Below are 12,778 nucleotides of genomic sequence, written 5' to 3'. Positions count from 1 at the left end.
CAGATTGAGGCGGTGGCGATGGACATGAACACGGCGTTCGACCTGGAGGTGAAGCAACACTGCCCGCAGGCGGAGGTGGTCTACGACCTGTTCCACGTGGTGGCTCGCTATGGCCGAGAGGTGGTGGACCGGGTGCGAGTGGAGCAGGCGAATGCACTGAAAAGCGATAAACCGGCGCGAAAAGTGGTCAAAAGTGCGCGTTGGTTGCTGCTACGTAATCGGACGAAGCTGAGTGAAAAACAGGATGTGAAGTTGCAGGAGCTGTTGGCGGCGAATCAACCGCTGGCGATGGTGTACGTGCTGAAAGAGGCGTTGAAGGGCATCTGGTATGCGCCGAGCGTGTGGGAAGGATGGCGACGATGGCGGAGCTGGATGCGGCAGGTGAAGGAAAGCGGGCTAGCGCCGCTGCAACGATTTGGTCGAAATTTATCGAAATATATGCGGGGGATCCTGGCGAGTGCAAACTACCCGATGCACACGAGTGTGCTGGAAGGGGTGAACAACAAGATCAAAGTGATAAAGCGCATGGCATATGGATTTAGGGACTCAGAATACTTTTTTCTGAAAATCAAGGCGGCCTTCCCCGGAAAGCCGCGATGAACCTGAAATAAGGGCGCCCGGTGATGACGGGCGCCTCTGTCAGTCGAAGTCCGCGTAGGGAGTGAGAGGCCTTGGCGGCATGTCGAGATCCCCTTGCCAGGGCTTGAAGGTGTAGCGCAGGAACAGGGTGACATGGCTGGGGGCATAGTCATCCGCCTGCTGGATGTCCACCCGGCCACCGATGCGCCAGTGTTCCGTCAGCCTGTGTTCCACCACGCCATTCAGGGTGTAGCCGAATCCACTGCTGCTGCTCCCTTTCACAGGCGCATTTCTGTCTGGCAAACCGCTTGGCAACAAGCCTTCCAGCGGGTAGCGGCGACTGTCGTCGGTACGGGCGTAGGACCAGGATCCCGATCCCCCCAGCTCCCACGACCAGTCCGGGGTACGCTGCCGGTAGCTGACCGGCACCGAGAGCGAGAAGTACCCTTGCGGGCTGTAATACCCCCCCTGCCCCAGGGTATAGCCCCCCAGATCCTGCTGGTAGTGCCACAGCATGGTGCTGAGCCCCACGCTGGCACGGCGATGGGTCTCGTTGACGAACTTGTAATAGCCCCCTCCCATGAGCCGGGTGCGCCAGTTGTCGGGCACGTTCTTGCCGGTCAGCAGGTGCTGCTGGGCGCTGCCCCAGAACCCGACGGCCCCTCCCAGATCCCGGCTGAGATCGAGGCGGATCCCGTTCGCCCGCACCCCGCCCCAGCTGATGCCCGTGCCCGGATCCACCGTTCCCCCATAGGAGAGCAGCGAGCTGCTGACGGGCCGACGCGAGAGGGTCATCCCCCACCCCAGCGTGTGCCAGTCACCGGTCAAGGTGGCGCCACCAACCCAGTCCACCACCTCGAAACCGAGGGGCGTGGTCCCCAGATCGAACGCCCAGGCCCCCCGCTGCCAGCCTGCCGCCAGGGTGGTCCCCCGGCTCTGCTGGTGCGCGTCCCCGCAGCAGTCCCTGGCCGCACAGGTACCGAACTGCGCCCGGTAAGGGGAGTCCGGCAGCTCTCCGGCATCCATGTCGACCAGTTCAAGGCGGCCGAAGGCGGTACCACCGGCCAGCGGCGTATCCAGTTGCGCCATCTGGGTCAGCGCCCGCAGATCCGAGTAGCCCCCGGTACCGCTGGAGCCCCAGTAATCGCTGTCGAGGGAGAAGGTGGTCTGGCTCTGCCGGTAATGCCTGTCGAGATCGCTGCGCAGGCCGGATGCCAGCCACCCCTACCCATCCTGACTGCGTGCCAGCCGGGTCAGCTCGCCCCCCTCCAGATCCTCGCGGGGGGCCAGACCTGCGGCCACCAGCCCCTTGCGATCCCGCACCAGAGCCCCTTCCACATCATGCTCGGCAACGCGCTGACGGGCGGCATCGCGCCAGAACAGCGCCGTCTGCTGGGAGGCCGGTTGCATCGCCACCAGGGGTTCGTAGTCGGTGAAGATGGCGCGGGCTGTCTCGCCCTCTCCCAGCGCCTGATAGAGATTGGCTACCTGGCGGTAGTAGTTGGCCCCCTCCGGGGGCAGCGGGCTGACCGGCCAGGCGGGCAGCCAGTGACGGGCCTTTGCCAGATCGCCCCTGGCCTGGGCCAGTTCGGCCATGCCAAGCCTGGCCTCGGGCTGTTGCGGCGTGCGGGCAAGCACCTCCTGATAGCGCTGCTCCGCCAGTGCATAGGCCCCCCGATCCGTGGCCCACTCCGCCAGCATCAGGCTTACCTCTTCATCCGGCTGCAACGGCTGAAGCAGGCGTTCGGCCCCCTCATCATCCCCGGCCTCGTGACGCGCCCTCGCCCTGGCGAGCACCTCGTCACGGGCGAGGCGCTGATCCAGCGTATCCATGTCCTGTGTCCAGCCGGACCTAGGGATGGCGGCCAGCACCCCTCTCGCCTCCACCATCTTGTCCTGCCCCGAGAGATAGAGGGCGGTGGCGTAGCGCAGGGTGGCATCCTGCGGGTGCGCCGCCAGCCGTTCCCGCAAGAGCCGCTCCCCGCTACCGGCTTCCCCGAGGCGGGCCCGAGTATCGGCCACTCGATAGGCCAGCCATACCTCTTCCGGGGTCAGCGCGAGTGCCTGCTCGCGAAGGCGCAGCGCCGCCGCCACCTTGCCGGCCCGATCGAGCTGATCGGCCTCCTCCTGCAACAGCCCGGCCTTGAGCCGCCGCCCTTCGGCCTGCATCCCTGGGGTGCCCTGCTGCTCCAGCAGGGCCAGGGCACGTGCCGGATCCTGCTCCTTGTAGAGATCGAACAGGCGGGCCAGGGCCCGCTCCCGCGCGCTCCCCATGGCGAGCGCCTTGCGGTAGGCAGACTCCGCGTCGGCATCGCGATGGCGGCCACGCTCGCTGTCTCCAAGCCCCAGCCAGGCTTCGGGCTCACGCCCATCCTGGGCGATGGCACGGCGATACAGGGTCGCCGCCTCATCCCACTGCTCCCGTTCCAGGGCGCTGCGCCCCTGGCTCACCAGCAGCCAGTAGCGGTTGGTGGCCAGCAGGCTGCGCCATTTGTCCTTGTCGGTCACCTCGGGGTGTGCCAGCACCCGTTCAAACTGGGCGATGGCCAGCGCTCGCTGATCGTTGCGGGAGTAGGCCTGCCCGAGGGCCCCCATGAGTTCAGGATCCCCCGGGTTGGCAGCCAGGGCACGCTGCAAGCGGGAGATGGAGGCACCACCTCCCGCCGTGCTTGCGAGCGCCGACTGGCGTGCACGATAGGCAGGCGAGGCCCACTTCTCCTCCTGGGTAGCGAGCAGCTGTTCCGCCTTGGTGGTATCCCCTTCGCCAAAGAGCACCATGTACTCCTGCAAGGCAGCGATGCTCCCGGGACCGATGGGCAGGGATTCGATGTCCGCGAGCCAGATCTCGGCGGCCTCGTCCCGCTGATAGGGGTCTCGCGCCATCTCGCGCAACAGGTTCTGCGCCCCCTGACGCCGACCCTCCGCCAGATAGAGGCGAGCCAGCCCGCCCCGCACTCTGGGCTCACCCGGATATTGCCGGTTGAGTGCCTCCAGGGCCGCCAGCCCCTTTGCCTTCATGGCCGGGATCCGTGTCTGCAACAGGGCATAATCCACCGCCACGTCGAGATTGGGGGGCAAGTCACCGGAGAACAGGGAGCGATAGAGACGCTCGGCCTCCTCCAGCCTGCCGGCGCTGGTCAGCAGCCTGGCTTGTAGCAGTTGCTGGCGCCTGGCCGGTTCGTTCAGGGCCAGGTTGGCCATGCCCTGACGATAGAGCGCAGAGCCGGGGTCTTGCTTGCCAAGGCGGGCCAGCAGTGTCCCGGCCTCCTTGACCTTGCCCTGGCGCAGGGCCTGACGGGCCTGGGCTGCCAGCAGCTCCGGATGATCGGGCTCCACCAGAGAGAGAGAATAGAGGCTGTTGCTGACGAGATCTTCCCGCCCACGGGCCTCGCCAATCCTGACCTGCTCCAGCAGCCAGGCCACCGGCTGTACCGTCCCTTGCGCCAGGGCTCCGCTCATCAGGCAGGCGAGCAGGCACCCCAGGGTCACTCTGCCTGACATGACTCGCTCCAATCCGGCTGCAGGGTACCGTCGGCGGCAAAGCGATAACGCCCCTGATCCCAGCCTGCGCCGAACAGGGTCAGCACGCTGCCGTAGTAGGCATCCGCATCCAGCCCGTGATCGGAGACCTGCTTGCGCAAGGTGACCTGCACCGGCAAGCCCCGTGACAGGGGCAGGAGGGCGGCGGCAAAGCCGCTCGGCCCCTTGCCCTGAACCTGTCCACTTTGGCTGGAGACCCGCTCGGGCAGATGACCCGATTCGGTCAGCTGCGCCAGCATGGGGGCAAAGTGGGCCACCAGAGAAGCCCTGGCGGGATCCTCCTCGCTCAACATGCCGAGCCAGAGATAGACGCGGATGGCGTCATAGCCACCGGTGTCGCCCTTGTCCGCCGTCACCTGCCACCCCTTCTCCCCCTGCCAATCCACCCAGTCCCGGGCAAAGCCACGGGGCGCACTCTCCTGCAACAATTTGGGCAAGAGGGCCCGCATCTCGCCCCAGGGCCCCTTGAAGGAGGCGAATCTGGCCAGCAGTTGTGGAGGCAGATAGCTGGGGTTGAGGGTCCAGCGTCCCTCCCCCTCATAGCCTTTCGCCCCGGGCAGCAACACGGGGCCGAGACCCGGCAGCGTGGCGACCTCTTCCCGGGCGATACGGCGCAGCAACAGGGTGCCGAGGGCAGAGTAGCTGTGGTTGTCCCACAGGCGACCCGCCTCCAGCAGGCTGTAGGCTATCCAGAGATCCGAATCGGACGCGCTGTTCGCATCCAGCACGCCCCAGTTGCCGTCCTGCTGCCTGCCCCAGAGCCAGGATGGCAGGAAGCCGGTCAGATCCCCGCGGGCGAGCTGCCGCTCCGTCCAGTCAAGCAGGCGGGCAAAGGTCTCCCTGTCATCGTTGACCAGGGCGAAGAAGAGGGCATAGCTCTGGCCTTCCGAGGTGGTGATGCGGCGCCCCTCGGCAGGGTCGATGACCCTGCCCTCTTCGCTGATGTAGTGCTGGCGAAAGTGATCCCACTCCGGCCAGTGGCAGACGGCCTGCGCCGGGAGGGAACAAAGGGCCCAGAGGAGCAGGGCACCACAGACATTTTTCATCTGAGTCATCTCTTAATCTTCCTTCAGACGGCGGCGGCTGGCACAGGCAAGCAGCACCCGCAGGCCCCAGCCCAGTACCAGCATGCAGAGCAGGGTCAGCCCGGCAAGACGCACCGGATAACGGGCAAACAGTTGCCAGAGACGCTCCCACCACGGCAGGTAGCCCACCTCGTAGCGATCCCCCACCACCAGGCTCTTCACCCCGGATTCCCGGATGATGGCCACCGAGCCCGCCACCTGATCGCGCAGGGTACGGGTCTGCAGAGCCTCATTGAGCAATGTGACCCCCGCCGGTCCATCCGCCAGCAAGGCCACCAGGCTGCGCTGATCATGGGTCGGCGATTGCAGCCCCCGGATGACGGCGATGGCCCGGTTGCCCGTCATGCCCACCCGGGCCTGGGGCTGGCGATCGGCCATGGTGTGCAGCAGATCCCCCTTGTGCTGGCGGGTTGGCTCGTTGACCCAGCTGCGCGTGGATTGCAGCAGGGCGTCGGGAGCCAGATCCCCTCGAAACTCCTCCGGCAGGGTGCCGATGAGCAGGGTATCCCGATCCGCGGTGCGCGCCCGCTCCCAGTCGTCCAGAACCTGCAGGGAGAGCGCCGGATACCCGGTCTCAGCCCCGATGGCACCGACGGCATCGAGCAAGGTGGTGATCTGCCCGGGATGGGGTCTGGCTGGCATGACAATCTGGGTGTCGGCGAGATCCGCCATCCTGCTGAACGGGAAGCCGGCATAGGCGAACGCCTTGAGATCGGGCATCTCGATGAAGTGGCGATAGCCGGTGAAGTCGATGGTGGAGCCCTCGTCGATGCGCACCTGATGGGCTGGCGGCATCACCAGGTCGCAACGGCCATCCTCCGTTCCTCCCATGTATTGCTGGGCATACTCGAACGAGAAGCTCAGGCTGTTGGCCTGGGTGGTCTTGAGCCCGGGCATGCGCAGCGCCATGGTGTCGCCATCGTCGGCAAACCAGAGCGGCAGGGTCAGCAACCGCTCACTCTTGATCTCGCCGGGCTCGAGCGTGAACGACTTCATGAGCTGGCCGTTGACCCCCACATCCAACCGGGAACCGTCGCGCAGGGTGGGCGAGGTGTGGTGATACTTCAGCTCCGTCCTGATGCCGTTCTCCCCCAGCAGATAGAGATCTGGCGGCAGGCGCAGCGTCAGGCTCATGGGCCACAGCGTGCGCCCCGTTGCCTGCAACTGGCCCGGGTACTCCGTCAGTTCATCAAAGCGCATCTTGCGATCCAGTCGCACCCAGTTCGGGGCATCGTAGGGCTGACGCGGGGAGAGCGGCTTCACCTCGTCCACCATGACGCTCTGGCCACGCAGCATGACATCGCCTCGCACCAGCCCCTGCACCGCCGTCAGCAGGTCCTGCTGATCCCGCCCCAGGATCAGCAGCAGCTTCACATAGGGGTTGTCGGGGGAGCTGATCATGTCGATGGTGGGCCCCTTCACCTCGGGATAGCCCACCAGGAAATCGGGGCGCGCGTCATTGGTGGCAAAGATCACGGCGTTGCGATCCGGCAACTGGTTGATGAGCACCGGGAAATGCTGGCCCCGCCACTGGGCCTTGGTGCCGAACCAGGAGGCCAGCACCGCCGCCGCCTGCTGCTGCTCCGGGGGCACTGAGCCCGTGAACACCATGGGCAGAGTCAGCTTGCCATTGTCCCGCACGTCGAGGAACGGCATGGGGAAGAAGGAGAGCTCGTTGCGCACCGGCAGGGTCTGCAACTGCAGGGTCAGCTTGCTGTCCCAGTTGACGTTGAGCCAGAGGGTATCGCTCGCCGGGTTCTCGCACACTTTCCGATAGTGGCCGACGAAGCTCACCTTGAGGCGGTTGAAATCCTTGGCATAGCGGGGATCCAGCTCGATGCTGGCATGGGTCATCGTCCCCATCTGATCCTGGTTGAGGGCCGTCACCCCCATCAGCTCGTCATTGAGATAGACCTTGACCTGGGAGATGAGCGGCAGCAGGGAGGGCGATGGCGTGAAGTTCAGATCCAGGGTGGCCCGGGTCACCACCTCGTCCCGCCGCACGGTGAAGTCGGCCAGTCCGTCTGGCGCATTGCCGCGCAGGGAGAGGGTGCCTGGCGATGATGCCATCTGTTCAAAGCTCATCCCCTGGGTGCGCACCGGAGCGGGAACGGGCGGCAGGGGGCCGACGGCCTCGGCGGCGGTCGCACCCTGTGCCATCAGCAGGAGAGGAATAAGGTAGCGTTGTGGTTTCATCATCCTTTCACTGTCTGTGAGGTCGGAGTCCCGGCCCGGAAATCTGGGGAGACGCGACGGGGAACGAAGGAGAGGAGCCAGCGAGCCAGCTTCTCGAGGAGGATACAAACAAAGCCGATGGGTGAGGTACGGGCCAGACGCCAGTAAGCCCCCCAGCCGAGCAGGGTAATGTCGATCAGGCTGTGGAGGGGGCGATCCTTGCCCAGACGCTGCTGCCACAGGGACCAGGTATCGGCCCGGGCGAAGGTGCACTGGATGAACTCGACATGCTGTGCCTGCGCCATGGGTTCCAGCTCCAGTCCCAGCTTGCAGCCGAACACCCGCTGCACCTTGGCGGCGAACGCCTGCTCCCGCTGGTCATGGCGCAGCAGCAACCAGACCCTCTCCTTGTCGGCCAGGGGCAGGGGCGCCTCGAGCAGCACCCCGACCCCCCCGTTGGAGTAATCCCTGACGGTACAGGGGTAGAGGTGACCGTTCGCCAGCATGATGGCCGCCGGCATCACCATCTCCACCCTGGGGTTGGCACGGACCTGCCGCGACTCGAAGGCCACCGCCAGGGCGCCGCCCAGTATGGTCATGTTGTAGAGGGTCCAGATCATGCTGAGGATCAGGGTCGGCACCTCGTCGGCAGGGCCGGTGCCGATGCGCCAGAGGCCGAACCCCAGCCCGCACAGATTGAGCAGGATCAGCAGCAGATAGGGGCGGGAGACCGACAGATCGAGGAACACCTCCTCCGTCATCCCCCCCTTGGCGGTCACGTTGAACGTCCCCTTGTGGGGTGCAAAGAGCGCCACCGTGGTCGGCCTGGCGATGTACCAGGCCAGCACCGTCTCATAGACCTCGCCCCAGAAGGAGTGGCGGACCTTGCCCTGCAACCGGGAGTTGGTCAGGGCGCTGTGGAAGATGTGCGGCAACATGTAGAGGGCGATGGCCGCCGCCGGGGCATAGATGATGTAGGCGTGCAGGATAAGGAAGGCGAGCGGCGCCGTCAGGAAGATGAGCCTCGGTATGCCCGAGAGGAAGTGCAGCATGGCATTGAAGTAGCAAAGCCGCTGCCCCAGCTTGAGCCCATTGCCGAAGAGGGGGTTGTCCAGACGCAGGATCTGCACCATGCCGCGCGCCCACCGGATGCGCTGACCGATGTGGGCAGAGAGGCTTTCGGTGGCCAGCCCCGCCGCCAGCGGGATCCGGATATAGGCCGAGGTGTAGCCGAGGCGGTGCAGCCGCAGGGAGGTGTGGGCATCCTCGGTGACCGTCTCCACCGCGATGCCGCCGATCTCGTCAAGGGCGGTGCGCTTGATGACGGCGCAGGAACCGCAGAAGAAGCTGGCGTCCCACATATCGTTGCCATCCTGCACCAGGCCGTAGAAGAGGGCCCCCTCGTTCGGCATCTTGCGAAACCGTTGCAGGTTGTGTTCGAACGGATCGGCGGAGAAGAAGTGGTGGGGGGTCTGGACCACGCCCAGACGGGGATCCCGGTAGAACCAGCCCACCGTCATCTGCAGGAAGGAGCGGGTCGGCAGGTGGTCACAGTCGAAGATGGCGACCAGATCCCCGGTGGCCATCTTGAGGGCGTGATTGATGTTGCCCGCCTTGGCGTGCTCATGGGTCGACCGGGCCACATAGCGGATCCCGGCCTCCTCGGCGAAATCGCGAAACGCCGCCCGCCCCCCGTCGTCAAGCAGCCAGATGGTCAGCTTGTCGGCGGGCCAGTCGAGCCCCATGGCGGCGTAGACAGTCCCCTTCACGATGGCGAGATCCTCGTTGTAGGTGGGGATCATCAGATCCACGCTGGGCCACTGGGCCGGATCCGCCGGCAGTTGTGCCGGGGGGCGGTGCAGGGGCCATGCGGTCTGCCAGTAGCCGAGCAGCAGCACCAGCCAGGCATAGGTCTCGGCGGCCAGCAGCAGCAGGCCGCAGGCCAGGCTGACGGGGTCGAACCAGTCGAGGGTCGAGGTGTAGCGCCACCAGATGTAGCGGCAGGAGATGGTGAGGGAGAGCACCATCATCAGCATGGGATAACGGCCCGGCACAGCCCGCAGGATGAAGGCCATGGCCGCCAGCAGGAGGACGAACACCAGTTGCGCCTGCAGGGTGAACGGCAGGGTGACGCAGAGCAGGGAGAGGCTCCCGGCCACCACGCAGAGCAGCACGCTCTTCCAGCGCGCCTCGCGGGGCGTGGCCCTGGCGGCGGCCAGCCCTTTCTCCTCCTGGCGGGCCAGGAAGCCCCCGAGAGCCTGAGTGCCCCTATGCCAGATCCGCTGCCAGGAGGCAGGCCAGCGCAGAGGGATGGGCTGTGGGCGACGCACTATCATCCAGAGGCTCTGCAACAGAACGCGCAGGGGATCCCCCACCCGGGGGTGCGTCAGCTGGGGATAGAGCCCCCGGGCATGGCCCAGCACCCATTGCCAGCCATGACGCTCGAGGGGGAAGAGAGCCCAGGCCAGCAGCCAGCCCAGGGTCAATGCGGCCGCCCCCGGGCGGGAAGCCCCCCGCTCACGCAGTGCGCGATAGCGCTGCGAGCACCAGAGGCCCGCAGCCGGCGTCAGCAGCCGCACTCTCATCGGGGGGCCTCCCCCTCTGCCAGACACCAGGTCGCCAGGGCGGCCAGCTCGTGGGCAACCAGACTGGTGGGGGCATAGCGGCCGACCGGCAGCTTGGCGGCCATGGCCTCCGCCATGGCTTCGTCCCTGTGCAGATGAAGATTGAGCAGAGGGAGCCCCCCTGCCAGCCAGAGATCCAGCAGCCCCTGCTGCAGGGCCCGCTGGCTGGAGAACTGGGTCACCAGCAGACGCTCATCGGCCGCCCAGGGGTGGCGGTGAAGCCGCACATGGCAGTTGGCATCCGCATTGACCACCAGCAAGCGCCTGCAGGGGATGACGGGGGCCATGCCCAGGGGCAGATCCAGCAGCACCAGATCATAGCCATCGATCCCCGCCAGCCACTCGGCCGACGCCCCCTCCTCCCCGCCATGGGAGAGCAGATCCAGTCCCTCCTCCCGGCGGTGAAGCGCACCTCGCCACTCCCGCGCCGGCTGGGTCAGCCGGCTCCAGCCTCCCGGATCGTCATGGGGCAGGCCAAGGTGGATGCCAAGCTGATTGTCCGGGCAGAGATCCACCGCCAGCACCCTTGCCCCCTGCTCATGGGCAGCCTGGGCCAGTCCGGCCACGATGGCGGTGGTCCCCACACCTCCCCGGATCCCCTGCAGGGCGATCACCTTCATGCAGACCTCCCCTCGCCAGTCCCCTCGGGCCCTTTCACTGCCACCTCCGCCAGCAGGGGGAAGCGTGCGCACAAGGCGGCGAGCCGCTCCCTGGCGGCAATATCCTGATAGGAGAGGCTGACACCAAAGGCCTGCTGGACCATGGCCACGTCATTGATCACCGTGCCCTCCACCAGGACGCCGAAGGGGGTCTGCATGTCTGATTGCCGTTCGCTGCGCATCGTCACTTCCGGTCTCATTGGGGATAGGGGACCCAGTCCCCCTGCCCCAGCTTGATGTGGTACTTGCCCTGATATTCGATCACCACCGAGCCCTGGTTCTCGGACACCGACGGGGTCTGCGGCAGATCGCCCAGCAGGGCATCCCAATCAATGGTCTCGCTCCCGAACACATCCTTCCCCACCAGCCTGGAGACCAGTTCTGATACCGCCAGGAAGCTGCTGGGGGTGTCCACGTTGCGGGTCGCCTCGTGGGGCGCCTTGGTACCGAGCAGGGCAACCCCCACCGGCACCTGGGTGATGCTCGGACTGGGAATGTCCCGCAGCCCGGCCATCTGCATCTTGTCGCCGGTGAGAGCTGCGCCGTGCTCAGGCACCATCACCACGGCCACCTTGCGGCCGGATTGCTCCAGCGTCGTCATGAAGTCGTCCAGCTGATCCAGCAGGGTCTTGAGCCTCGCCTTGTAGGGCGCTATCTGGCGGCTCGCCACATAGCGGTTGCCATCGTGCAGGGCGATGAGGTTGAAGAAGGTGACGTTGCGTGCCGCCTGACTCTGTGTCCGCTCGTTCAGCCAACGGCCGAACAGGGCATCCCCGCGATAGATGGGCTCGCCATCGAAGGAGGCGAGGTCATGGGCCAACCCCTTCCTGTCCATGGGAGTCACATCCAGCCCGGCATACTGCTGCAGGCCGGTCAGGTAGTTGCCAAAATCCCCCGAGTGATCCATGGCCACCTGTTTGGCAAAGCCGAGCTGGGCCAGGTTCTCGAACAGCAGGCATTGCTTCGGCGCCGTCACATAGAGCCCCTGGTGGCTGGTCTGCCCGCAACTGGCCCGCAGCAGGCGAATGGAGCTCGGGCCGCTGTAGGAGGTGGCGGAGTTGAAGCGGTTGAAGCGAATGTCGAAGTGGGACCAGACCGGATGCCCGCTCAGGCCGCTCGCCTCCACGTCACGCCAGGCCAGGGAGCAGACATTGATGATGAGCACATCGAAGGGGGTCGCCTGGGCTGGCAGGCTCTCCGTGAAGTGCGCCAGTCTCTCCTGCTCCTCCCGATAGAAGTCATCGAGATAGGCGTTGAGGTTCTCGTTGGTCGGCGGGGCACTCTGGTCAAGCTGCTCCTCCATGGGCAGCACTGAAGAGCGGGTCTCCTCCCGGGACGTGTTCAGGGCATGCTCGCTCGCCCCCTTGCTGCTCGCGAAGGGATTGCTCACCTGGGGCGAGACCCAGAGCCAGAGCAGCGCCAGCAGGATCCAGGGGGTGAAGCGCAGCCACTGGGCGATGAACAGATAGAGTGTCAGCAGCACGAACCCCGCGCCGACCATCTCCCAATTAATGAAACGCCCGAGCAACTCCGCCCAGTAATCCAGGGTGAAGGAGAAGACCTGGCTGCCCTGGGCACGAATGCTCTCTATCCCCGGCAACCAGGTATCGTGATAGAAGATCCCCGCCCCTACCGGCAACGCCAGCCAGTGCCGCGCACGGCGCCACCCGGCCCTTTGCAGGGGAAAGATCAGGAAGGCGGCAAACACCAGGTTGATCAGGGGGTGGAAGTTGAGATATCCCCCCCAGAGCAGGGCGAACTTGGCAAGAAAATAGACATTCCAGCCACCCAGGCCATGCCAGTCCAGCCAGGGAGAATCGGCATCAGAAACGTGTCAGGTCATCCGCGATGAGTCACCTGTTATCGTGGGCCCCCCGAAGGGGCCGGGCACACTGCAATGGTTGTCAAAAGAATAGCCTGACTATTATGCAACTATTAATTTGTCTCAGGTGGCGCTGAACCTGACTCCCCCGGATGGGTGTAAGGGGAATGAGAGGGGCCGTATGTATCCATATATTATCCAAACGATCCCGATAAGGCAGCCTTCTCTGACAAAATGGGGGGAACGTGCAGACGGGATGCAGGATCCTGGCAAGGGCCCCGCGCTTACCACTGC

At 65.6% G+C, this 12,778-nt stretch carries 8 protein-coding genes and 1 pseudogene; 1 reads left to right on the top strand and 8 read right to left on the bottom strand.

What is annotated here, in order from left to right:
• A pseudogene (locus AB5Y54_RS05335) lies at positions 1-600 on the top strand (ISL3-like element ISAeme19 family transposase); the annotation flags it as partial.
• A 39-nt stretch (positions 601-639) separates the two neighbouring features.
• On the opposite strand, the gene AB5Y54_RS05330 reads toward AB5Y54_RS05335, so the two are convergent.
• The 8 genes from AB5Y54_RS05330 to bcsG form a co-directional block, all read right to left on the bottom strand.
• Entirely contained in the window at positions 640-1,668 is a 1,029-nt protein-coding gene (locus AB5Y54_RS05330; protein ID WP_368153339.1) for a cellulose synthase subunit BcsC-related outer membrane protein, read from the bottom strand.
• A gap of 135 nt (positions 1,669-1,803) precedes the next feature.
• Positions 1,804-4,080 carry a tetratricopeptide repeat protein gene (locus AB5Y54_RS05325; protein ID WP_368153338.1) on the bottom strand — a complete coding sequence of 759 codons (2,277 nt, stop codon included), beginning with the start codon at positions 4,078-4,080 and terminating at the stop codon, positions 1,804-1,806.
• Positions 4,065-5,174 carry a cellulose synthase complex periplasmic endoglucanase BcsZ gene (bcsZ, locus tag AB5Y54_RS05320; protein WP_234917106.1) on the bottom strand — a complete coding sequence of 370 codons (1,110 nt, stop codon included), beginning with the start codon at positions 5,172-5,174 and terminating at the stop codon, positions 4,065-4,067. The genes AB5Y54_RS05325 and bcsZ overlap by 16 nt, the downstream gene beginning before the upstream one ends.
• A 3-nt stretch (positions 5,175-5,177) precedes the next feature.
• Positions 5,178-7,403 carry a cellulose biosynthesis cyclic di-GMP-binding regulatory protein BcsB gene (gene bcsB / locus AB5Y54_RS05315; RefSeq protein WP_368153337.1) on the bottom strand — a complete coding sequence of 742 codons (2,226 nt, stop codon included), beginning with the start codon at positions 7,401-7,403 and terminating at the stop codon, positions 5,178-5,180.
• Positions 7,400-9,964: a UDP-forming cellulose synthase catalytic subunit gene (bcsA, locus tag AB5Y54_RS05310; RefSeq protein WP_201922395.1), complete on the bottom strand. Its 2,565-nt coding sequence runs from the start codon at positions 9,962-9,964 to the stop codon at positions 7,400-7,402. Before bcsA ends, bcsB begins: the two co-directional genes overlap by 4 nt.
• Complete coding sequence (bcsQ, locus tag AB5Y54_RS05305) at positions 9,961-10,623, bottom strand: cellulose biosynthesis protein BcsQ (RefSeq protein WP_104455264.1); 663 nt, start codon at positions 10,621-10,623, stop codon at positions 9,961-9,963. Before bcsQ ends, bcsA begins: the two co-directional genes overlap by 4 nt.
• Positions 10,620-10,844 carry a cellulose biosynthesis protein BcsR gene (bcsR, locus tag AB5Y54_RS05300; protein ID WP_104456057.1) on the bottom strand — a complete coding sequence of 75 codons (225 nt, stop codon included), beginning with the start codon at positions 10,842-10,844 and terminating at the stop codon, positions 10,620-10,622. The genes bcsQ and bcsR overlap by 4 nt, the downstream gene beginning before the upstream one ends.
• A gap of 14 nt (positions 10,845-10,858) precedes the next feature.
• Positions 10,859-12,415 carry a cellulose biosynthesis protein BcsG gene (gene bcsG, locus AB5Y54_RS05295; RefSeq protein WP_368153341.1) on the bottom strand — a complete coding sequence of 519 codons (1,557 nt, stop codon included), beginning with the start codon at positions 12,413-12,415 and terminating at the stop codon, positions 10,859-10,861.
• Positions 12,416-12,778: the final 363 nt, after the last annotated feature.

The sequence above is a fragment of the Aeromonas sp. s9 genome, from assembly GCF_040907765.1.
Lineage (GTDB): Bacteria > Pseudomonadota > Gammaproteobacteria > Enterobacterales > Aeromonadaceae > Aeromonas > Aeromonas caviae.
This window is presented reverse-complemented; position numbering and strand designations above follow the sequence as displayed.

Coding starts and splice junctions, on each gene's coding strand:
- AB5Y54_RS05330 (WP_368153339.1), bottom strand. CDS start 1,668: ATGGCGCAACTGGATACGCCGCTGGCCGGTGGTACCGCCTTCGGCCGC.
- AB5Y54_RS05325 (WP_368153338.1), bottom strand. CDS start 4,080: ATGTCAGGCAGAGTGACCCTGGGGTGCCTGCTCGCCTGCCTGATGAGC.
- bcsZ (WP_234917106.1), bottom strand. CDS start 5,174: ATGACTCAGATGAAAAATGTCTGTGGTGCCCTGCTCCTCTGGGCCCTT.
- bcsB (WP_368153337.1), bottom strand. CDS start 7,403: ATGATGAAACCACAACGCTACCTTATTCCTCTCCTGCTGATGGCACAG.
- bcsA (WP_201922395.1), bottom strand. CDS start 9,964: ATGAGAGTGCGGCTGCTGACGCCGGCTGCGGGCCTCTGGTGCTCGCAG.
- bcsQ (WP_104455264.1), bottom strand. CDS start 10,623: ATGAAGGTGATCGCCCTGCAGGGGATCCGGGGAGGTGTGGGGACCACC.
- bcsR (WP_104456057.1), bottom strand. CDS start 10,844: ATGCGCAGCGAACGGCAATCAGACATGCAGACCCCCTTCGGCGTCCTG.